Origin of the sequence: Legionella sp., assembly GCF_049790535.1 — a bacterium.
Taxonomy (GTDB): domain Bacteria; phylum Pseudomonadota; class Gammaproteobacteria; order Legionellales; family Legionellaceae; genus Legionella.
The window spans coordinates 1-22,188 of record NZ_JBAQZB010000153.1 but is presented as its reverse complement, the minus strand read 5'-3'; the positions used below and the strand labels follow the sequence as shown (position 1 = coordinate 22,188).

Sequence of the window (22,188 nt, the reverse complement as noted above, 5' to 3'; positions counted from 1 at the left end):
GAGGCCCTTTATGAGCCCCTATATATATCAAAAAGGTGAAAATTCAAAACCTAACTAAGTTCATTGAATAGCAAAAATCTCGTTTAATTTCTCACGATTAGCCACCACAAAGTGCTGGCCTATGCCTTTAACTTCAGCAAGCTCTTCAATTGATTTAAAGCCCTGATGGCTTTCACGATAAGCGATAATTGCTTCGGCACGTTTCTTACCTATCCCTTTAAATGATCCTATAAGTAATGACAGATTTGCCTTGTTGAGGTTTATTTTATCTGATAAACCAACCGTTTGTTTTTTGACAACCTTTTGAGGGGTGATGCTGCTCGCATGAACAGTAAACGTTGTTACAGCCAATACTAATGCAGCGGCCATGAATGTTGTTTTCATAAATTTCTCCTAATTGTTGGACTAGCTCGTTCCAGAGCTGTGAAGAGTATCCCAATATTTATTAAAACTGTCGAGAATTTTTTTAATTATTTTTCAATTACGAATTTGCAGCCTTATGCAACACATAAGCAACACTTGCAGTTAACTTCTTAACCATGTCTAAATGCAAGAATTCATTTGGGCCATGTGCATTAGAATGAGGACCCAGTACACCTGTAATCATAAATTGTGCATCAGGAAATTGTTCTCCTAACATTCCCATAAAAGGAATAGTGCCACCTTCCCCCATATATGCTGCTGGTTTACCATAATAAGTTTGCGATGCCTCTTCTATAGCCTTTTGCAACCAAGAAGATAGTTTTGGTGCATTCCATCCTTGTGACCCGTCATCTACGCTAAAATTCACATGCGCATTATAAGGAGGTTTTTGCGTCAACGTATCCTGTATTACTGAAGCAGCAATTTTGGGATTTATTAACGGAGGAAGACGCATGGAAAGTTTAAGGGAGGTCCGTGGTCGCATTACATTACCTGCATTTGCTATAGGGGGTAATCCATCAGCTCCAGTCACTGTTAACGCAGGACGCCAGGTTCTATTTAAAATTAACTGTTGTTTATCGGTAGTTAGCGGTTCGACACCCTCATGCCAAGGAAATTCATCGTAAACATGATTGCCTAAAGCTTTCGCACAATGTTGAGCCTGCTTTTTGCGCTCCTCAGGGATATCACAATAGAGCGATGCTAATTTCACTTCCCCAGTAACTTCATCTTCAAGACGGTTAATTAGTTGTCTGGCAACTCTAAAACTGTCGGCAACAATCCCGCTCGCATTCCCAGAATGCACTCCTTCACTAATTAGCTCAACGGACAACTCACCCACCACATTACCGCGTAACGAAGTTGTCATCCACAACTGCTCATAATTACCAGCCCCAGAATCAAGACAAATAACCAACTTGAGTTTACCAATTCGCTCTTTTAGTAATTTGATGTAATAAGGTAAATCATAACTACCACTTTCTTCACAAGCTTCGATAATCAATACACAACGAGGATAAGGCACACCTTGCTCTTCCAAAGCTCTTATCGCAGTTAAAGAAGCATAAGCAGAATAACCATCATCTGCTCCCCCCCGACCATATAAACGCCCTTCTTTTAAGACGGCGTTCCATGGATGCAAATCTTCATCCCATCCCGACATTTCAGGTTGCTTATCTAAATGACCATACATTAAAACAGTTTCGTTAATTTGCCCTGGAACTTCCATAAAAATTAAAGGAGTCCGTCCTTGTAATCGCATAACTTCCAATTGCATTCCTTTCGGCGCATGAGCTTTACACCAATCGGCGATATGCTCTACCGCCTGATCCATTAATCCATGCTCCTCCCATTTTGCATCAAAATGAGGAGATTTATTTGGGATTTTGATGTAATCACATAAACTGGGAAGAATCTCTTCTTGCCATTGGTGACAGATAAAATCATACAGTGCTTGGGGATTGAACATGAATTTGCTCCTCAATAATATCTATAATTTTTTCTGTTGCAGATTTAATTTTTAATGCTTTGATTTTTTCCTCAATCTCATACTGATTTTTCTCAAGATCATTTAGGGCCTTTAGTAAAGTTTCTGCACTTAAAGAGCTGTCATCAATAACAATGCTGATACCTAGTTCTTGAAAATATCTGGCATTTTGAATTTGATCTCCACGACTGATTTGCGCGGATAAAGGAATTAAAATGTGTGGCTTACCTAAAGCCAAAATTTCATACAGGGAATTTGCCCCAGCGCGTGAAACCACTACAGAAGCAGCAGCAAATAAATCAGCTAACTCTTCGTTAGCATATTCAAATTGTTTATACCCCTCCAAACCAGAAAATAAAGCATCTACCTTCCCCTTCCCACATAGATGAATGACTTGATAATCTTTGGTTAGCTGCGGCAATGCTTCTCGAATACTGCGGTTTATGGAACCCGAACCCAAACTGCCCCCAATAACAAGAAGACAAGGTTTCATTGCATTAAATCCACACATTTCAAGACCTTTAGTACTGCTACCAGTAAATAATTGCTTACGAATTGGCGTGCCAGTAACTTCAATTTTATCTTGTTTTTTGAAATGTTTTCTACTTGCATTAAACGTAAGACAAATTTTATTAACAAAAGGAAAACATAAACGATTAGCAAGTCCAGGAGTCATATCTGATTCATGTGCAATAACAGGAATACGATTTAGCCATGCCCCAACAACTACCGGAAAGGCTACAAATCCACCCTTTGAAAAAACCACATCGGGTTTTAACCGGTGAAGTAACCAAAAAGATTGTATAATCCCTAAAATGATTTTAAAAGGATCCACTAAGTTTTTAATGCTCATATAGCGTCGTAATTTACCGCTGCTTATCGCATGAAATGGGATTCCAAGAGGTATGATCATCTCTTTTTCAATACCTTGGGTGGAACCAACATAATGCATTTTCCAACCCTTCTGGCTGAATTCATCAATTAATGCTACGTTTGGTGCAACATGACCTGCTGTTCCACCACCAGTAAAAATAATATCCATACTCATAAAATGTTCCTAATCAATAAACTTAAGTCTATAGCCTGAATTGATTTAGTAATCGCCCCTATTGAAATAAAATCAACTCCTAATCGCGCTATATTAGTAATATTTTTAAGAGTAATTCCACCCGAAACTTCCAAAGCACAGTGTGTAGGTTGATTTATTTTGACCGCCTCTTCAAGCATCTCTTCATTGAAATTATCCAGTAATATTCGATCAGGATCAGCAGCAAGAGCTTCTCTTAATTCATCTAGAGTTTCAACCTCGATCTCAACAAAAACATTCTTGTGCAATTGTTTTGCCAAAACAATTGCCTGTGTTATGGAGCCACAGGCTTTAATATGATTTTCTTTAATCAAAAATGCATCATAGAGCCCCATGCGATGATTCATTCCTCCTCCGCAGGTCACTGCATATTTTTGGGCAATGCGTAATCCGGGTATCGTTTTTCGTGTATCTAATAAACGTGTATTTGTCCCTTTAAGTTGTTGCGCATAATGATAAGTTTGCGTTGCTGTTGCTGAAAGAGTTTGTAAAAAATTTAATGCCGTACGTTCTGCAGTTAAAATACTGCGCGCAGGACCATGAAGACGGCATAAAGCAGCCGGTTTATCTAACCACTCCCCTTCCGCAGTGAGCCAAGTACTCTGAATGTCGGTACTAACTTGTTGAAACACTTCATTAACCCACGGCTGACCACAGACAAGCATCGGTTCACGTGAAATGATTTCTGCTTCAACCACTTGATGTTTAGGCAACAAAGCTGCAGTAACATCACCACGACCCACATCCTCCATTAAGGCACGTGCTACATCATTTTTTGCCTGGACTAAAATTTTATTCATTTATTATGCCTTTTTCCGTCACTGCATACCGTGCCTTTAATAAAGGGGGAGCAATAAACGTCGTGACCATTACCATCAAAACAACGGCAGAAAATAAATCATCAGAAATCACGCCTAGGGTCCTACCAATAGAAGCAAAAACCAACCCAACTTCGCCTCGCGGCAACATTCCTATACCAATAAGCAAACGATCATTTTTAGCATTAGCTCCAAAACCACTAATTAATTTTCCAATTACCGCTGCCGCGATTAAACCCAAGGCTAAAACAACTACCTTCCAATGAAAAAAACTTTCTAATTTTACTTGAATCCCAATCAAAATAAAAAACATAGGTGCCAAGATGGACTCCAAAGGCGATAATAAATGATAAATGGTACGACGCGTCTTTTGGTTGGTTTCAAGTGCTTTAAAATATTCATCATGAATAATCACACCTGCGGTAAAGGCACCAATAATTGTCGCTAACTCAATAAATGCTGCTAACCAAGAAAGAAACATAATAAATAAAAAGGAAACAAATAACTTTGCTTCCCAAGGTTCAAGGAAGCGAAAAAAATGAATCGATTTGCGTAAAATAAGGGGACCTAAAAATAGCGCACCAATAAAAAACAGCAATGAAGCAACAATAATTCGTGCGATAACAAGAATATCCACAGCACCATTGAGTACAACAGAACTGACCACGGCTAATAGGATCAAACCCAAAACATCATCTAACATTGCAGCCCCGAGGATTGTTCTCGCCTCGCGAGTGCGTAATTTTTTCATTTCAGTAAGCACCCGTGCAGTAATTCCAATACTGGTTGCACTCAAAGTAGCTGCGATGAATAAATTTGTTTGATAAGATGACTCTGGCATCAATAAATGCGCCATGCCAAATCCTAAAACCATGGGTGCCACAACACCAATCACAGCAACAAAAAAAGAATCTCGACCTGTGTGTTTTAATTCTTCTATGGAACTTTCCAAGCCAACCATGAATAAAAGAAAAATAACACCATAGCGAGAAAAAATATCAACAACATATGCTGTTTTAAGATAGTCAGCCCCATGCGGCCCACTCAGTGCATTGATGATTTGTTGTGCATATTCGGGATTAGGAATAATTGTTGTTACCGCTTGTGTTAATGAAACATTTTTCAGCATTTGACTGATAACATCAAATGTTGCCGATCCTTCGCGTAATAAGACGATCAGTTCAAATCCAAAATAGTAAAGTAGATTACCAAGGAGCATGCCCATCACTAACTCACCAAGAACACTGGGCTGATTCATACATCTGGCAATATAGCGACCAAGAATAGCAAAGAAAAAAATAGCAGTGACGTTAAGTAAGACAAAGCTGGTTTGATCGGCATGGTTTGCACCAGAAAAGGCAAATGCACACATAGGGCACAATACTACCCAAAGCAACCACCATTTAAAATGCTGCATAGTTTATCCCTCTTGTGGGTAGCAACTCATTTTGCCATTAAACTTAGTCTATTGCTTTGCTAAAAACAAACAAGTCCCTAATACCGAATCTGGATTAAGTGAAACACTGTCAATACCTTCTTTCATTAACCACTGAGCAAAATCCTGATGGTCTGAAGGACCTTGACCACAAATTCCGATGTATTTACCTGCTGTTTTACACGCAACAATCGCCTTATGCAATAAGATCTTCACTGCTTCATCACGTTCGTCAAATTGAGCAGCAACCAGTCCAGAATCTCTATCCAAACCTAAAGTTAACTGAGTTAAATCATTAGAGCCAATAGAAAAACCATCAAAATACTCTAAAAACTTTTCAGCCAACAACGCATTAGAAGGCAGTTCACACATCATGATTATGCGTAATCCATGTTTACCGCGTTCAAGACCATGCTGCTTTAAAACCTCAATAACATTACTCGCTTCGGAAACTGTTCTAACAAAAGGAATCATTAATTCAACATTGCTTAACCCCATTTCTTCGCGAACACGTCTTACCGCGTTACATTCCAGAGCAAAACACTCCGCAAATTCAGGAGAAACATAGCGAGATGCTCCTCTAAAACCTAACATAGGATTTTCTTCATGAGGTTCATATAAAGAACCTCCTATAAGGTTGGCGTACTCATTTGATTTAAAATCCGACAAACGGACAATTACTGGTTTGGGATAAAAAGCCGCCGCAATGGTTGCGATTCCTTCTTTTAAGCGTTCAATATAAAATTCGATCGGAGAATCATAAGCAGCTGTTTTTTCGCGAATAAATTTCTTTAACTCTTCATCATCCAGACTATCAAAATCCAATAATGCGCGTGGATGAATTCCTATGGTGTTAGAAATTAAAAATTCCAGACGTGCCAAACCAACCCCTGAGTTAGGAATAGATCGAAAAGTAAAAGCACGTTCAGGATTGCCCACATTGAGCATCACTTTCATGGGCAATTCCGGCATTGTTTCTACATCAAGACGCACTTGCTCAAAAGGCAATAATCCTGCATAAACAAAACCCGCATCTCCTTCAGCGCAACTCACAGTTACTTCATCGCCATCACATAGGGTTTTAGTAGCATCTCCACAACCAACCACTGCAGGAATACCCAATTCACGGGCAATAATTGCGGCATGACACGTTCTCCCACCACGATTGGTGACAATAGCAGCAGCACGTTTCATTACTGGTTCCCAATCAGGATCGGTCATGTCTGAAACGAGTACCTCCCCTGGTTTCACCCGATCCATTTCGCTAACATCTTTAATAATTCGTGCTATACCCTGGCCGATACGTTGGCCAATACTGCGACCTTCAGCTAACACGTTACCTTTTTTCTGCAAAGTGTAACGTTCTAATATTTGTTTATTGTCACGACTTTTAACCGTTTCTGGGCGTGCTTGTAGAATATATAATTTACCATTTGTGCCATCTTTAGCCCATTCAATGTCCATTGGACGACCATAATGTTTCTCAATAATTAAAGCCTGGCGTGCCAAACTCTCTACTTCATCTTTAGTTAAAGAAAATAATAATCGTTTATCAAGCTCAACATCTATTGTTTTAACACGACGATTTTGCGCAGAATCATTACAATAAACCATTTTGAGTGCCTTACTACCAAGATTTTGGCGTATAATTGCCGGTTTTCCTGCTCTTAAGCCTGGTTTATGCACATAAAACTCATCTGGATTTACAGCACCTTGGACAACCATTTCTCCCAAGCCATAGGAAGATGTAATAAAAATCACCTCATCAAAACCGGATTCAGTATCTATAGTAAACATTACGCCACTAACCGCCAGATCACTACGAACCATTTGTTGAATTCCCGCTGACAAAGCGACATTATGATGTTCAAACTTGTGGTGGGTACGATAAGCAATTGCTCTATCGTTAAATAATGAAGCAAAAACATATTTAATTGAGTCTAAGACTGCGTCAGCCCCCTTCACATTTAAAAAAGTTTCTTGCTGTCCGGCAAAAGAGGCATCAGGCAAATCTTCTGCAGTTGCAGAAGAACGAACTGCTACACTAAATGTGTCATGCCCAATAGATTGGGCCATTTTTTTATAAGCAGACCGTACTTCTTTCACAAATTGCGGTGTAAACGGCATATTAATAACCATTTCTCTAATTCTCTTACCCACCGCAGCTAATTGATATACGTCATCTGTATTTAAGGTAGATAATTTTTCATAGATTTTTTTATCAAGACCATCTTGTGCTAAAAACTCTCTGAACGAATCTGCTGTGGTGGCAAAACCCCCAGGAACAGCGACTCCAGCTGAAGATAAATGACTAATCATCTCACCAAGAGAAGCATTTTTACCACCAACCTGCTCCAGATCGCCCATGCCAAGATGTGCTAAATCAATAATATGTGTTTTGACTGCCATAACTACCTCATACTCCATGAAATGATAGTCATTCTACTTAAATTATGAAGCTATTGGAATTAGATCTTTAGTTGCCGCAGAAAGAGCCCGAGAAAAATCCTTATAAAAATTAGACTCTCCAATGAGTTTCACAATACCTGCTCTGCGTAACTTACCTTCTACACGTGAATTGGAACCACATAAAATAACGCGTATAGTGCGTTGCTGTAAATCGTCAATAATTTCTTCCAGTGTTTGTAATCCGGTAGCATCTATGAATGGTACCCAACGCATTCTGATAATTAATATTTTAGGATCAGTATGGGTTACAGCCAAAGCGTGCTGAAAAACTTCGGAAGCCGCAAAGAAAAATGGCCCGTCTACAGAATAAACCAAGAGTCCTTCAGGTAAAGACTCTATATTTTGTTGCGCTAATTCGTGTACTAATTGTTGCTCTGACATCTCCTGTACTTCCACACTGGAAGCCATACGTCTTATAAAATGCATTATAGCAATAATCACACCCACATTGACCGCAATGACCAAATCAACAAACACTGTAAGAAAAAAGGTTACCAAGAGAATAACTACATCAACTTTTGGACCACAGCACATTAACTTAATGAAATGCTTTACCTCACTCATGTTCCAAGCAACCACAAACAATATTGCTGCCAGTGTGGTAAGAGGAACGTTGACTGCTAAAGGTGCAAAAAAGAGAATAATTAAAACAAGAGTAAGGACATGAATAATACCTGCTAAAGGACTATTACCACCATTACGAATATTAGTTGCCGTACGCGCAATAGCCCCTGTTGCTGCAAAACCACCAAATAAAGGCGTAAAAATATTAGCAATTCCCTGGCCTATTAGTTCGCGATTAGAATTATGTTTTGTACCTGTCATCCCATCAGCAACTACAGCGGATAAAAGCGATTCAATTGCTCCTAGCATTGCAATAGTAAATGCAGGCCCTATTAATTCCATCACACGGTCTACTGTTATATTTGGGATTTGAAAATCAGGTAAACCCTGAGGAATCCCGCCAAACATCGAGCCGATGGTAGCAACGCCCTCAAAATGAACAATACTTTGCAAACTAGTAATAACCACTAAGGCAACCAATGGCCCTGGCACACGTTTTAAACCAGAAATTTTATTAGAAAAAATAACGAGAAATAAAGCAAGTAAACCCAAAGTAGTGGTAGTTGGATTAAGCTGAGGAAATGACTGGATTAGAAATACTAATTTTTCATGAAAATGACCACTACCACCAGAGGGAAAACCAAAAAAATAATGCCACTGCCCCACCCAAATGACTACAGCAATACCGGCGGTAAAACCAACAATAACTGGAGCTGGAATAAATTTAATAATACTGCCTAAACGAGCAAGACCAAAAAACAACAGCATAAAGCCAGCCAAGACAGTGGAAATCTGTAAACCAGAAATTCCATATTTTGCGGTAATCCCTGCAAGAACGACAATAAATGCCCCTGTAGGGCCAGCAATTTGCAATCGACTCCCACCCATGACCGAAACAATTAACCCAGCAATGATTGCTGTATATAACCCTTGTTCCGGTTTAACTCCCGAAGCGATTGCAAAAGCCATAGCTAAGGGCAATGCAACCACTCCGACAATGATGCCTGAGACGATGTTCTGTAGCCAATATTTCTTTTGAAATAGACCTGCCTGATAAGATTCAAGAATGGTGTTCATAAAAAGTTTACCGCCGAGTAAGTAGTGATGTTATTATACGCATATGGATTAAAAAAATATCCTATTTTAAAGCAATTAGTTTATAAAGATGGGGGTTCTATTAGAGCAAAGGAAATTATTTGACATAAATTATCCATTTAGAATAAAAATTAATCTAAAAAACATTCTCATGTAGATAAAATTTCTTACTTTAATTCACATCTTGGCTCGCATCTAATATCATAGGTACTTTATTATTTGGGCAAGTTATTATATGACTCTTACTCCTTTAAACGCCATCTCTCCTATAGACGGGCGCTACATCAATAAAACACGGGCATTGAGTCCTTATTTTAGCGAGTTTGCATTAATATATTATCGATTAATGGTTGAAATTCGCTGGCTTGAATCGTTAGCAGCTAATACTTCCATTCCTGAAGTTCCTAAGCTGAATCAGGAAGCCAAAGATTTTTTAAATAACATTATTACCAATTTTGATGAAGCAGAAGCGCAAAAAATCAAAGACTTTGAACGACAAACAAACCATGATGTTAAGGCCATTGAATATTATCTAAAAAATAAATTTCAACATAATGCCAGCCTAAACGCAGTAACTGCATTTATTCATTTTGCCTGTACTTCAGAAGACATTAATAATTTGGCTTACGCTTTAATGATCAAACAAGCAATTGCACAAGTCATACAACCTACTTTGGCTGAAATTATGGGCGGTATTACCCTGCTCGGTAAACAACACGGCGATATTGCTATGTTAGCAAGAACTCATGGCCAACCTGCCACCCCTACAACCATGGGTAAAGAACTGGTTAATTTTGTTGCTCGTCTCAAAAGACCACAACAGCAACTTGCCGAAGTATTGATTCCAGGTAAATTCAATGGTGCAGTCGGCAATTATAATGCCCATGTGATCGCTTATCCAGAAGTAAATTGGCGCAAACATTGTTCTCACTTTGTTACCTCCTTAGGGCTTTCTTTTAATGCTTATACCACCCAGATTGAACCACATGATGGCTTGGCTGAAGTATCCCAAATTATGGTACGCATTAATAATATTTTGCTGGATTACACTCAAGACATATGGAGTTATATTTCTCTTGGCTACTTTAAACAAAAAACCATAGCAGAAGAAGTAGGCTCTTCCACCATGCCACACAAAGTTAATCCAATTGATTTTGAAAATGCAGAAGGTAATTTAGGATTAGCTAATGCGTTATTCATTCATTTTGCCAATAAACTGACACAATCTCGTTTGCAACGCGATTTATCCGATTCTACCGTACTACGTAACATTGGCATGGCATTTTCTTACAGTTTAATCGCTTATCTTTCTTTAGCTAAAGGTAATGACAAGCTACAAATTAACAAGCGTGCTTTGCAAGATGATTTAAAAACAAACTGGGAAGTGTTAGCGGAAGCCATACAAACGATGATGCGTCGTTATAACGTGCCCGATGCATATGAGCAATTAAAAACCTTAACTCGTGGGCAAGGAATTGATGGTAATAGCCTTCAACAATTTATTCAAAACTTATCTATTCCTGAAAAAGCCAAAGAACAACTGGCTCATTTGACTCCTGAAAATTATACGGGATTAGCTGCTCAACTCGTCAAGGCTTTTTCATGAAAGATACCCTATCACAACAAGGTCGAACTTATGAGTTCGATGTTCTTGTTATAGGTACAGGGTTAGCGGGATTACAATATTGTTTGCAATTACTGAATCTGCAACCTCATTTAAAAATTGCCTTAATTAGCAAAACTGAAGCGATTGAATGTAATAGTCGTTATGCTCAAGGGGGAATTGCTGCGGTATCTTTAGCCGACGATTCCATCAGTTCCCATGTGTCTGATACTCTTCGCGCAGGAGATGGTCTTTGCTATCTACCCGCAGTAGAATTTATTATCGGACAAGGTCCAGAAATCATCAAACAACTGAGTCACTATTCTGTTCAATTTAAAAAAGAAAAAAATGGTGCACACAACCTTGCTCAAGAAGGTGGACATTCTCACCGACGTATTTTCAATTGCGGGGATCAAACAGGTTTATCAATAACACAAACGATGAACTACTTAGCGAGACAACAAGAGCAAATTCATTATTTTGAACACCATGTGGCCATTAACTTAATTACACATTACCAGCCTCATCAAACAGACATTCAAGGTGAAATTTTAGGAGCCTACATTTTAGATTGTCAACATAACCTCATCCACACCTTTTTGGCAAATTGCGTTATCCTGGCTACTGGAGGAGCTGGTAAAACATATAGATACACCACTAACCCTATGGTTGCTACTGGAGATGGAGTAGCAATGGCTTATCGTGCCGGAGCTAGAGTTGGTAATATGGAGTTCTATCAATTCCACCCTACTCTATTACATCACCATTCATTAAATAATTTTCTTATTTCTGAAGCAGTTCGCGGAGAGGGTGCTCTTCTTAAAAATGCCGAGACTGGTTTCCGTTTTATGCAAGATTATGCGCCAGAACAAATGGAACTGGCAACCCGAGATGTGGTTGCGCGGGCTATTTTCAACGAGATTGAACGCAGTCAAATGGGTTTTGTTTATCTCGACATTACCCATCAACCTAAAAGTTTTCTAAAAAAACGTTTCCCACAAATTTATATCACACTTTTATCTGTTGGCATTGATATGAGCCAAGATATGATCCCTGTTGTCCCCGCCGCCCATTATCAATGTGGAGGAGTCCTTACCGATATTGATGGACGTACCGATTTGAAACGTTTATACGCTATTGGTGAAGTTGCGTTTACAGGATTACATGGGGCCAACCGTTTAGCCAGTAATTCCTTACTTGAAACCTTAGTGATGGGTTCAAATGCGGCATACTGTACATTAAAAGACATCTCGTCTCCTTGGAAATTTACCGATTCTATTCCTAACTGGAGCGCTCCAAGTGAAGTTAATACTCGACGTGCCAGTCAAATCAATGCGCAATGGCGTGGATTAAGAGGTGAAATGACTTCTTATGCAGGTATTATCCGCACTGAAGCAGGGCTTCAAGATCTACTACAATTAATAATGAAGAGAAAAAAAATAGTTGAAGAATATTATTGGAAGCATAGTATTACCAGAGATTTTATTGAGTTAAGAAATATCATTCTCAATGCTGAATTAATTGTAAGAGCAGCATTATCAAGACGAGAGTCTCGTGGTGGCCACTTTCGAGAAGATTATCCAAATAAAAAAGCTCAAGCTCAGGAAAGCATTACCAAGGTAGGATGGACAGACAGTTCACTGACGTGAAATGAAAACCAGTTAGAGGTAGAATAAATGTTCAAAAATTCAATGACTTATACTCCTGAAACAACAATAATGCACATCAGTAATGACATGAGTATTTGTCAAAGTGATTACCCTATAGATTGGTATCAGGAGGAATTTATTTCCTATGCCCAAGAGTACCAAGCCTTACCAGACCGTAAACTTACTACAGTACTGGCTTGGATGACGCCGTATTTAAAAAAGGCTCAAGATCATTTTGGTGATCAATTAATGCTATTGGCTCACTACTATATGGGAGGAGACATTGTCCGCTTAGTAGAACAATTCGGCGGCATTATTGGCGACTCCTATCAACTAGCCTTGAAAGCGGCTGAACATCCCGAAAAATCAGTCATTATTGAATCCGCTGTTCATTTTATGGCTGAGTCCATCAGCATCTTGGCCCAAGGTCACCAACATGTTTATATTACCAATCCTAAATCAGGTTGTACTATGGAAATGTTGGCTAAAGATTTTATGGTCGAACCCGCTTTTCTTGATCTGAATGAACGTTATGGTAGTGAGAATATTTTACCTGTTTGTTATATGAATACTTCGGGACGTGTTAAAGCCATGACCGGTGCCCAAGGGGGTGCTGTTTGTACTAGTTCTAATGTGAAAAAAATATTTCAATGGGCACAAAAACAAAATAAAAAAATTCTTTTTATTCCCGATCAACATATGGGGGAAAATGTTGCCTATTGGTTAGGAATAAAAAATCTTGCTTATTGGCCAGGAGGAACGGCTGGCGCACATTACTCTTTGTTACTACAAGATAAAAAAACCATAAAACAATTTGATGATGCAGAATTAATTCTATTTGCAAGCCAATGCGCGGTGCATACTCATTATCAACCGGAAATGTGTGACTATTGGCATAGTAAATCCTATACTACGATTGTGCATCCTGAATGCCGCAATTCTGTGATTCGCGTAGCTCAACACTCTGGTTCTACTGCCTTCATTTGGGATTACGTGGTGCATGATCGTGGCAAAACAAAACGTTATGCCATTGGTACTGAAAATCATATGGTGGAAAACCTAAAACAATATTGTAAAAATTTAGGTATTGAGGTAGTAAATTTAGCCGAAGTACCCAAAACTAAAGAGGAAAAAGGAATAGGCTGTGGTTGTGCTACTATGTCCCGTAATGATCCTCCTCATTTAGTCGCTTTAGTAGATTTATTACGACAAGGAAAAGCCATGCCTTACAATGAGGTAAAAGCTGGGGATGTAGTTAATGAGTTCACAGGAACTAGAAACAGACTGCCAGTAAATGATCAGCAATGGGTTATCGATAATGCGAAAAAGTCATTACAAATGATGATTGATATTACTGAAGACAAAATTTAAATCAAGTAATAAATCTTGAGTGCCTAGTCAATCCGAATATCAAATAATAACGAGGCACCGGATAATTTTACGAATTATTAGAAACAGCTACAGAAAACTGACATTCTTCGACACCCTGTGTACAAACAAAACCACCTAAGGTATCTATCCAATGATAATCCATACGTGAAGGAATTTTAGTGAGTACGCTCCACCAAATTGTATATATGCCTGCTGAATTTTGATAAGTACAGGTGACCCCCCGCCCATATCCAGCAACTAAAATGTTAGCACGAATAAAACGAGTATTATCATCACCTTGCGGTTGAGAAGAGTAAGGACTCACTATCCATGGTGACGGTACCTCACCCCATTGTAATGAAGTAGTTTGCGCATCAGGACAATGAGTAGCATAACTTACCCCTCCTGCAATTGCGAACATTAATCCCGAAATAAAAATTTGATATGTATTTGTAAAAAGCATTCTTTGGCCCTCTGTTTTTAAAAATTATATAGCAAAATCCATTGTGAGAATCTATTTCTTTGTTATAATGGCCACCTGTGTGCCTGGGTGGCGGAATTGGTAGACGCGCCGGATTCAAAATCCGGTGGTGGTGACACCGTGTGGGTTCGAGTCCCACCCTAGGTACCATTGAGATAGTTTATAAGGGTCTTTCCCAATTACGGGTGCACTCACCATTTAACAACACAGCACCCTAACACAAGTTCTGTAATTTTCAAAATTACGAAAGCCATAAGCTCTTCGTTGTATTCACTTCATTTTTTTTAGAGTTTAAACTGGTAAGAAATAACTCAAGAGGTAATAAGATTGATTTAACCCTAGCGACTATTATTTATTAGTTCGTATCTTTTCGCAATCATTCAAATACGCTTTCACATACATAGTTGGGTAATATCTTAGGTAAATTTCGAGTCCTCATTATTTTAAACCAATAAAATCAAAGCATTGCGTGTGGGTTCGAGTCCCACCCTAGTACCATCGAAGGTATGTTATAACAACTCTTAATGGTTTAAAACACGTAACTTATTGATAAGTTCGATTCACTTTTCTGTTTCGCATCTGAAATTACTTTTGCGACCGCACCTAAAGAAATGCGGTCAATTTTAAAATACGTTCAATAGCCAGTTATAGTAGTATCAAGGCATAAATAATCAAAACTTTCTAGTATTAAGCAAATCTCCAACTAATAGAGCCTTGCAGGCCGTTGTCTTGAACTTTATTACTAAGCTGGCCTAAGTACCCTAAAGTAAAGTGCAAATTATCATTGTAAGTGCCTGCATCAATGGCAGCATCGATAAGAGCAGCATTTCTAGCAATAGGGACGCCAGTGATGAAAAAGGGGCTACTGCCAATGAAAGAGAAAGCGGAAATGGGGTTAATGGCGCGATAAGCATACTGCCAGCCAACTAAAGCACGAGCTTGCCAAGCGACTTGTCTTACATCTCCCAAGTGGGTATTTAGTCTTACCCCCGTAACAGAATATAGAACATCCTCACTAGTTTTAAAACCTGTTAGAGCGCTGATACCGCCGGATTCATTGAAAAACTCATTATTAGCATCGACATAAGCAATTTGCACAAAAGGTTTGAAGTTGTAATTTGAATGGGAAAATAGATCATATCCCACTTCGCCAAAAACTTGCGTGACAGGTGCCTGATAGGTGGAATGGAGTATATCTGCCACGCCGGGAAATACCACGAAGCGCTTGGTATTTAAGTGATGCCAAGCATAGGTAACCCCAAGGTATCCTGTTAGTTTTTCCGCTTGTGTACTGGTATAAAAGCCAATATAAGCATTGTCGCTATTACCATTAGAACTTAAGGCCCGCATACTTAAGTTGGTTTCACCAAAACCGCTAACGATCCCTGCCCGCCATTGTTTTAGTAACAGCGCATCAGTGCCAATAAACAAACCTCGATTGCTTCGATTAAGAGAGGCCGTGTTGCTAGAAGGAGTGCCTATTTCTCCCCATGTACCATAACCTTCCATCCAAAGACCTGAATTGCTCCACCCATGAGTGTTATTATCTGAAAGACTTGAGTCACCCCACCAATGAGTGTTATTACCTGAAAGATCTGAGTCAATCCACCGATGAGTGTTATTACCTGATGATGCAGGTGACTCATTGTCTAAATTATATAAACGATTCAAAACAGCATCGCGAATATAGCGACTTTCCTCCACATAAGCACCGTGAGCAGCAGCATGAATTTGACCTGATAAACTATTGAAAGCAGCTTGTACTTGCTGGGGGCTGGTGAGATTAGCAACAGCACTGTAGAGAGGACTTTGTGGAGCTAAAACAGCTAAACTGTCGATGGCATTGGCCACGGCAATTTGATTTGGAGTAATGACAAAGCTGTTAAAGCTTGTGGAATTACGAAGAACCGAGAGGTAAACATCATTTGGGCCATAAGATAATACTAAATCCAGGAATGGCCGGTTTATTTCTAAGATGGAGGGATTGTATTGACCAGTTACACCCTCTTCTGCGTGTAAAATGGAGACCGTCGTATTAACAGAAAAGGGACCGCTACCGTTAAGCAAACTGATTTGCGCGGAATTATTAAGAGTGGCACTTCCAAGTACGTGAATAAAATTGTATTGGTTAGCGACAACTTCCATTTCATAGACAGAACCTGCTGTTTGTATATAATTGCCATTAAAGGTCAACGTTCCAACAGAAGAATCTCCAGGTTGAATATGACCATTGATGATAGCTGTACTCCCTGGACTCCCTGACGCACCGTTTCCTTGAAGCGTGGTAGAAGCAGCCATATTTAAATTACCACCCAAGGTGTTATTAAGCACTAAGATACCGTTATTGACCTGAGTTGCTCCAGTAAAGGAAGCACTGTCACCTGTGAGAGTTAAAATACCATCGCCGTTTTTGATCAGTCCACCCGTTCCGCTGATAATCCCTGAAAAGGTCGTTGAACTATTATTATTGCCGCTCGTTAAGGTAGCTGAGCCTACTGTGATATTGCCAGCTCCTGCGAACGAAGCGATCGTATTGTTGAAATTGTTGAGATCAAGTGTTGCTCCGCTTGCAATCGTAAATGCGCTGTTAGGTGAAAGGACATTGACAGCATTTGCCTGAAATGTTCCTGCATTGACTGAAGTCGTACCTGAATAATTACTGGTTCCATTAAGTGTGAACGTGCCAGCGCCATTCTTTGCAAAGCCACCACCTCCTGATAGTATTCCGCCCCATGTTGCATTAAGTCCATTAGTATCGATAGTCGAAACGGTACCAGGCATCAATGTGGCATCCACACTACTCGCTAACGATGCTCCAATCACCTGAATAGTGCCACCACCAAGATTGAACTGATAATTTAGGTTACTAATGTTGAAGCCAGCCCGCAGGCTACCACCGCCAATTTCAAGTGTACCGCCATTCAGATTATAGATGCCCATACTACTGCTTTGGCCGGTAAGAAAAAGAAATGAGCTGTTGTCAATGTACAAAGTCCCGCCTGTTTGATTGATTATTCCAAGTGATTGAGGCTCAGTAGCGGAAGCATTGCCAAAACCAATGATGAGATTGGCGCCATTTATCACATCTACTAATCCGCCACTAATGTTTAGTGTACCTGTACTGCCAGGATTAGTGCCTGTACTTCGTCCCAGAGTATTAATGAGGCCAGAGAGAGTAAGTTGACCACCACTGATATTATACACTCCGGTTCCACCTTGGTTGCCAATATTTAAGGACGAGCAGTTAGCGGGGCTTCCACAAGTAGGAATAACCATCACGTTGCCACCCGTTTGGTTGACCACTCCCTGCCCCCTGAAGTTACCAACTTGCAAAGATGTTCCGAACGTTATGGTACCGCCTGAGACATTGAGTGCACCAACAGCACCTGTGCCTTCGCCTACGCCAAGATAATCGACTATGGTCGTCCCACTTGTTTGCGCCATTGCCCCTTCAGCAATGAAGGCTGCGCCCATTGATATAGTTGCATTATCAATAGTCATGGTACCAGTACCTATTTTGGCAAATTCTCCGTGTGGATTATCAAAGGAGGGTGCAGTGAGCGAAATTATTCCAGAAAAGACGGTATCGGTGTTATTCACACCGGCTACAAGCAATTGGGTTCCCGCAAATATAGTACCTTGGCCACTGAGCGATCCAATTATCTGTGTCGTGTTGGCTACTGAAAGACTGGCGCCGGCAGCAACGCTAAGATCTGTATCTATAGCAAAAGTCTGAGCACCTAGTAACTCTAGGTTACCGGCAATAATATTGATAGGATTGGCTTGACTGGCAACCGCCGCATCAAGCTCGGCTTGTGTGCTAACATCAGTGGCTTGTACGTTTGAAGTAGCCGTTAATAATATTCCGACGGGAAGATAGGTTAATGATAAGAGTCGTTTATAGTATTTATTTAATCCTTTACTTTGCATCCTATAAGTCCTTAATTAAAGTTAGCATCATATTTTTTATGAATGGTAATGTTTGATATTTTTTAATTATTCCTTGACATGCAAAACTAGTACCGCTATCTGCTGCTATTTTATAACATAGAAAGTTACTTATTGACAATCGGTATACACATCTGAATAATGCGAACCTATAGACTTCTCCCCTTCTGTAGCTAATAAGTTATCCACTTACAAAGAATTAACGAAAATTGAAGTGTATTTATACTTTTCTTTTTTCTCAAAATGTAATGTCTGGAAACGATACAGATCCATTAACACTGACCGTTACTTATTAGATTATGAATTTAATGGGGTAAAAAAGCCCTCTTTCTTAATTGCGTTTTATCGAGTGATCACCGCAGCAGTCATTCTCGAAACGCAAGTTCGTTTACCCGTTTCATTAAAAATATTAATTTGCCAAACCTGAGTTGTTCGACCTATATGAATTGGTGAGGTTGTTGCGATAACTAAACCTTCTTCAACCGAGCGAATATGGTTAGCATTGATTTCCAAACCAACACAATAAAAATGACTTAAATCAATGACTGCATTTGCCGCGGTACTAGCAACTGTTTCGGCTAATACCATATTAGCACCCCCATGAAGAATACCTATAGGCTGTTTGGTTCTATCATTCACAGGCATGGTTGCAGTTAAAAAATCCTCTCCCACTTTTGTAAATTGAATACCCAGAAATTCAGACAGGGTATTTTTCCCAACTTGATTAAGATCTTCTATAGAAATTTTTTTAAACCAAATAGCCATTTTTTTTCTCCATTGTTCTTAAAAATTTGATAATCTCAAAGAGTTTTTTATAACAACTCCGAAAAATTTTATAACAGAAAGTTATTATAATATTTTCTTAATATAACATTCCTATAGTAGGTAATGCCTAACATTAATTAAAGGTGACAAATGACTCATTCTAAAACCGAAAAATATGATGTAGATATCTATAAATGCCCAACAGCTGAACTAATCAATGCAACTCAGCTTACCCTAGGCGATCTACATGCTAATGCAATGTTTTTGATGCATTTTTTAGTTTCTAGTGGCGTTGTTAAAATTAGTGATGAACAATATAACCAATTAAAGGATATATACCTTAAGGAACAATTAGAAAAATGTGATATTGAAAAATTTAATGGAATTATAGAAGAGTTAGAAATTGATGAAAAACCATTGATTCGACTAATGGGAGACGAAATCTGTGATCGTGGGCAAAATGATTATTTTATATTCAAAATTCTTAATAAACTCAAAAAATCTGAGGTTCAAATTGAAATAATATTGTCAAATCACGGTATTGAGTTCTTAATTCCTTTCGAAAATAAAAGAAAATTACATTCATCCCATTTTGCTAATTATGGAATATCTAAATCCATGGATAATATGCAAACCCTTATTGAACAAGGTGTAATCACCAAAGAAGAAGTAGACACTTTAGTTAACGAATGTTATTTACCGAATTTAAAATTAATTTCTTATTCGTTACATAACACTAGTATTACACTTTACAGTCACGCAGGCATTGGATTAGAAACAATTCAAGCATTGGCACAAAAATTTAAAAGAGAGGGGGTCGTTTATAAAGACGATACAGCAGAAGAATTAGCCCAACTTATTGAAGCCATTAATTCGGTTTTTGTTAACCATGTAAAAGCAAAAACAGTTCATACTTTACCAGTGAATCATGCAAATCCTCGGAGCTATAAAAATGATCCAGTAACCTTTTTAATATGGAATCGTCGTTACGATATCTTAAAAAGAGATGAAAAACACAAGGGATATTCACTCTATTTTGTTCATGGGCATGATCCACATGAATTTTCAACAAAGAATATCTTTAATATGGATAATATTTATTTCAAAGGAGTTACTTCTCACATGGGAACTTATGTAGTACTAGGAAGTCAAATTAACTCTATACCTAAACTTAACGTAACTGGGGGTGAAGACATTGATGTTACGCTGTTTAGTTCGGAAACTGTTAATTCCCCAGCTAAAAAGTATCAAATAGATATAAAATCCAGAGCTTCAAGAAAAAGTGTCGATTTAGTAAGTTCATTTTATAATGAATTGGATAAACTCGAGTTTAAGGCTCAACAATTGCAAAAAGATGGTCATACCAATGCTTATATTAGTGCCATGGCTATTCATTCAACTTTAGTTAATGCTTTTAAAATCTTGCAAAAAGATGAAGATGATCAGAAATTTAACATGACGTGTACTGATGTAATTGCAGAAGAACGCTCTGAATTAGATAAACATAGAGACTGGCGTGAGATCTTGATTGATTTAACTATTGAAATACAAATTGCCAATATTGAAGTGATAGCTAAGGGATTCTTTAATTTGGATAAATCATCCTTTTTTAGAGATAAGAAAGAACACGCAAAAATTGCTGAAAATGAGATGTTAGAAAAACCAAATCAAATACTAACAATTTAAAATTAATTTATTCATATGGGACATTTGATCCATGCGAATAGACGATGATTTTTTTACTGATTGCCCACTACCTGAAAGATTGCTGCATGTGGATAAAGTTAAAATAGGATGGAGTGTTTTTCTTTATGGGCGTGATTGGCAAGGAAAACCCATTATTGCTGCTGTAGGAAATTCTAGTATAAATCATCATGAAAGACTACTTCCTAAAAATCTACAGTCTGTAAATGGAATTAAAAAAAGCGCTTTTTATGCAGTCTTATATGGCCGCAATCAGCAAGGACAACCCATTATTGCTGCTACGGGAAATAATTGGTACGGTCAACTGGGTACCGGTGATTATAATATTAAAAATTGCTTTGTTCTCTGTCCGCTTCCTACAAATCTGCAGTCAATAGAGGGTGTTAAAATAAGTGGTGAAAATACTTTTTTTTATGGTCGTGACTTGTAAGGAAAGCTCATTATTGCTGCTACAGGAACTAATCTTGATGGTCAACTTGCTACCGGCGATAATGAGCATAAAAATTGTTTTACACTTTGCCTACCCCCTCTTCCTCTAGAGGATTCAGTATTAAATAATACTTCTTCGGTCTCTTTATTTACCCCCAATTTCTGGGGGTAAATAAAGAGACCAAAAATAAGAGAAACTTACTCTCACTCTACGTGGTAAGCGCTTTGGAGTAATTAAGCAAGTTTTACTTGATTAGAGTTTTTCTCTTGAAGAGCCTGCACAAAGCCACTCACAGTAGTCACGTCTTTTCCAACCAGAGCTTTACCCCGTCCCGATTTAATGAATACTCGAAGTTCTTTTCCCAAATTACCGTTTCTTAAGGTTGATAAATGTTCACTTAAATCAACCTTCTCTCCATTTAACGCGGATTTTAAAGCATTAACCGCGTCTTTTTTTTGTGTAAAACTTTTTTGAAAGATAGATAAGAAGCTTCCATAAAAATATTCTTTTGTTTTCCCAGAGGAATCAAACACAGCTTTTCTTTTTTCTAGGTAACTCTCCAGTAGGTAATTAATATCAAATTTTTTTTTCGAAGTTCTTCATTGTTATCATGGGTACCGAATAGAAAACTAATATTTGGATCAGTTTTTAGGTCTCTTGGAGTATTTATATTAAAAAACTCCCAGAAGTAGTTGCTGTTTTAGGACTAGACGAAACCACAGGAGATAATGAGGTCACATCATCATTGGGTCTTGATGCATTTTTTGAAACCTGAAGAGCCTGAGAGGCTTGTGGAACCTGAGGTTTGATAGTTTGCCAAATACATTCAAATAATCGGTCAATTATTTCCTCAGATAGAT

Annotated in this window: 17 protein-coding genes and 1 tRNA gene; 6 read left to right on the top strand and 12 right to left on the bottom strand. The window is 38.5% G+C overall.

Going from position 1 to position 22,188, the window contains the following annotated elements:
• Positions 1 to 60: 60 nt before the first annotated feature.
• The 7 genes from WA877_RS10375 to WA877_RS10345 form a co-directional block, all read right to left on the bottom strand.
• The gene (locus WA877_RS10375; RefSeq protein ID WP_425170842.1) at positions 61 to 384 is read right to left on the bottom strand and encodes a ComEA family DNA-binding protein; all 324 of its coding nucleotides are present in this window, start codon (positions 382 to 384) and stop codon (positions 61 to 63) included.
• Positions 385 to 481: 97 nt separating this feature from the next.
• Positions 482 to 1,891 (bottom strand): M20 family metallopeptidase, encoded by a 1,410-nt coding sequence (locus tag WA877_RS10370; protein WP_425170841.1) that lies wholly within the window; start codon positions 1,889 to 1,891, stop codon positions 482 to 484.
• Complete coding sequence (locus WA877_RS10365; RefSeq protein ID WP_425170840.1) at positions 1,866 to 2,957, bottom strand: undecaprenyldiphospho-muramoylpentapeptide beta-N-acetylglucosaminyltransferase; 1,092 nt, start codon at positions 2,955 to 2,957, stop codon at positions 1,866 to 1,868. The genes WA877_RS10370 and WA877_RS10365 overlap by 26 nt, the downstream gene beginning before the upstream one ends.
• Complete coding sequence (gene nadC / locus WA877_RS10360) at positions 2,954 to 3,796, bottom strand: carboxylating nicotinate-nucleotide diphosphorylase (RefSeq protein WP_425170839.1); 843 nt, start codon at positions 3,794 to 3,796, stop codon at positions 2,954 to 2,956. Before nadC ends, WA877_RS10365 begins: the two co-directional genes overlap by 4 nt.
• On the bottom strand, positions 3,789 to 5,231 hold the full coding sequence (locus tag WA877_RS10355) for a cation:proton antiporter (protein WP_425170838.1): 1,443 nt from the start codon (positions 5,229 to 5,231) through the stop codon (positions 3,789 to 3,791). Before WA877_RS10355 ends, nadC begins: the two co-directional genes overlap by 8 nt.
• Positions 5,232 to 5,279: 48 nt before the next feature.
• Positions 5,280 to 7,658 (bottom strand): phosphoenolpyruvate synthase, encoded by a 2,379-nt coding sequence (gene ppsA / locus WA877_RS10350; RefSeq protein ID WP_425170837.1) that lies wholly within the window; start codon positions 7,656 to 7,658, stop codon positions 5,280 to 5,282.
• 42 nt (positions 7,659 to 7,700) lie between these two features.
• The gene (locus WA877_RS10345; RefSeq protein ID WP_425170836.1) at positions 7,701 to 9,359 is read right to left on the bottom strand and encodes a SulP family inorganic anion transporter; all 1,659 of its coding nucleotides are present in this window, start codon (positions 9,357 to 9,359) and stop codon (positions 7,701 to 7,703) included.
• A gap of 253 nt (positions 9,360 to 9,612) precedes the next feature.
• Between WA877_RS10345 and purB the strand changes: the two genes are divergently transcribed.
• The 3 genes from purB to nadA are packed head-to-tail and all read left to right on the top strand — an operon-like array spanning position 9,613 to position 14,000.
• Complete coding sequence (gene purB / locus WA877_RS10340) at positions 9,613 to 10,983, top strand: adenylosuccinate lyase (protein ID WP_425170835.1); 1,371 nt, start codon at positions 9,613 to 9,615, stop codon at positions 10,981 to 10,983.
• Positions 10,980 to 12,629, top strand: coding sequence for an L-aspartate oxidase (gene nadB, locus WA877_RS10335; RefSeq protein WP_425170834.1), 1,650 nt, complete (start codon positions 10,980 to 10,982; stop codon positions 12,627 to 12,629). Before purB ends, nadB begins: the two co-directional genes overlap by 4 nt.
• Before the next feature lie 27 nt (positions 12,630 to 12,656).
• A complete protein-coding gene (nadA, locus tag WA877_RS10330) occupies positions 12,657 to 14,000 on the top strand; it encodes a quinolinate synthase NadA (RefSeq protein WP_425170833.1) in 1,344 nt (447 codons plus the stop codon).
• A gap of 67 nt (positions 14,001 to 14,067) precedes the next feature.
• On the opposite strand, the gene WA877_RS10325 is transcribed toward nadA, so the two are convergent.
• Positions 14,068 to 14,421: a DUF3757 domain-containing protein gene (locus tag WA877_RS10325; protein ID WP_425170832.1), complete on the bottom strand. Its 354-nt coding sequence runs from the start codon at positions 14,419 to 14,421 to the stop codon at positions 14,068 to 14,070.
• Between the two features lie 123 nt (positions 14,422 to 14,544).
• Here WA877_RS10325 and WA877_RS10320 point away from each other — a divergent pair.
• A tRNA-Leu gene (locus WA877_RS10320) sits at positions 14,545 to 14,631 on the top strand.
• A 537-nt stretch (positions 14,632 to 15,168) separates the two neighbouring features.
• On the opposite strand, the gene WA877_RS10315 is transcribed toward WA877_RS10320, so the two are convergent.
• Both WA877_RS10315 and WA877_RS10310 read right to left on the bottom strand, forming a co-directional pair.
• Positions 15,169 to 18,411 carry an autotransporter outer membrane beta-barrel domain-containing protein gene (locus WA877_RS10315; RefSeq protein WP_425170831.1) on the bottom strand — a complete coding sequence of 1,081 codons (3,243 nt, stop codon included), beginning with the start codon at positions 18,409 to 18,411 and terminating at the stop codon, positions 15,169 to 15,171.
• Between the two features lie 360 nt (positions 18,412 to 18,771).
• Entirely contained in the window at positions 18,772 to 19,194 is a 423-nt protein-coding gene (locus WA877_RS10310) for a hotdog fold thioesterase (protein WP_425170830.1), read from the bottom strand.
• A 150-nt stretch (positions 19,195 to 19,344) separates the two neighbouring features.
• Here WA877_RS10310 and wip point away from each other — a divergent pair, with 150 nt between their 5' ends.
• Both wip and WA877_RS10300 read left to right on the top strand, forming a co-directional pair.
• Entirely contained in the window at positions 19,345 to 20,880 is a 1,536-nt protein-coding gene (gene wip / locus WA877_RS10305) for a Dot/Icm T4SS effector Wip (protein ID WP_425170829.1), read from the top strand.
• Positions 20,881 to 20,911: 31 nt separating this feature from the next.
• Entirely contained in the window at positions 20,912 to 21,328 is a 417-nt protein-coding gene (locus tag WA877_RS10300) for a hypothetical protein (protein WP_425170828.1), read from the top strand.
• 233 nt (positions 21,329 to 21,561) lie between these two features.
• On the opposite strand, the gene WA877_RS10295 is transcribed toward WA877_RS10300, so the two are convergent.
• The gene (locus tag WA877_RS10295) at positions 21,562 to 21,861 is read right to left on the bottom strand and encodes a hypothetical protein (protein ID WP_425170827.1); all 300 of its coding nucleotides are present in this window, start codon (positions 21,859 to 21,861) and stop codon (positions 21,562 to 21,564) included.
• Between the two features lie 133 nt (positions 21,862 to 21,994).
• Positions 21,995 to 22,188: hypothetical protein (locus WA877_RS10290; RefSeq protein ID WP_425170826.1), on the bottom strand; the 194-nt coding region annotated here is incomplete at its 5' end.

Excerpts from the sequence above, each read along its gene's own strand:
- nadA (WP_425170833.1), top strand. The coding sequence starts at position 12,657 with ATGTTCAAAAATTCAATGACTTATACTCCTGAAACAACAATAATGCAC.
- WA877_RS10365 (WP_425170840.1), bottom strand. The coding sequence starts at position 2,957 with ATGAGTATGGATATTATTTTTACTGGTGGTGGAACAGCAGGTCATGTT.
- WA877_RS10300 (WP_425170828.1), top strand. The coding sequence starts at position 20,912 with ATGCGAATAGACGATGATTTTTTTACTGATTGCCCACTACCTGAAAGA.
- nadC (WP_425170839.1), bottom strand. The coding sequence starts at position 3,796 with ATGAATAAAATTTTAGTCCAGGCAAAAAATGATGTAGCACGTGCCTTA.
- WA877_RS10355 (WP_425170838.1), bottom strand. The coding sequence starts at position 5,231 with ATGCAGCATTTTAAATGGTGGTTGCTTTGGGTAGTATTGTGCCCTATG.
- ppsA (WP_425170837.1), bottom strand. The coding sequence starts at position 7,658 with ATGGCAGTCAAAACACATATTATTGATTTAGCACATCTTGGCATGGGC.
- wip (WP_425170829.1), top strand. The coding sequence starts at position 19,345 with ATGACTCATTCTAAAACCGAAAAATATGATGTAGATATCTATAAATGC.
- purB (WP_425170835.1), top strand. The coding sequence starts at position 9,613 with ATGACTCTTACTCCTTTAAACGCCATCTCTCCTATAGACGGGCGCTAC.
- WA877_RS10325 (WP_425170832.1), bottom strand. The coding sequence starts at position 14,421 with ATGTTCGCAATTGCAGGAGGGGTAAGTTATGCTACTCATTGTCCTGAT.
- nadB (WP_425170834.1), top strand. The coding sequence starts at position 10,980 with ATGAAAGATACCCTATCACAACAAGGTCGAACTTATGAGTTCGATGTT.
- WA877_RS10375 (WP_425170842.1), bottom strand. The coding sequence starts at position 384 with ATGAAAACAACATTCATGGCCGCTGCATTAGTATTGGCTGTAACAACG.
- WA877_RS10345 (WP_425170836.1), bottom strand. The coding sequence starts at position 9,359 with ATGAACACCATTCTTGAATCTTATCAGGCAGGTCTATTTCAAAAGAAA.
- WA877_RS10315 (WP_425170831.1), bottom strand. The coding sequence starts at position 18,411 with ATGCAAAGTAAAGGATTAAATAAATACTATAAACGACTCTTATCATTA.
- WA877_RS10310 (WP_425170830.1), bottom strand. The coding sequence starts at position 19,194 with ATGGCTATTTGGTTTAAAAAAATTTCTATAGAAGATCTTAATCAAGTT.
- WA877_RS10370 (WP_425170841.1), bottom strand. The coding sequence starts at position 1,891 with ATGTTCAATCCCCAAGCACTGTATGATTTTATCTGTCACCAATGGCAA.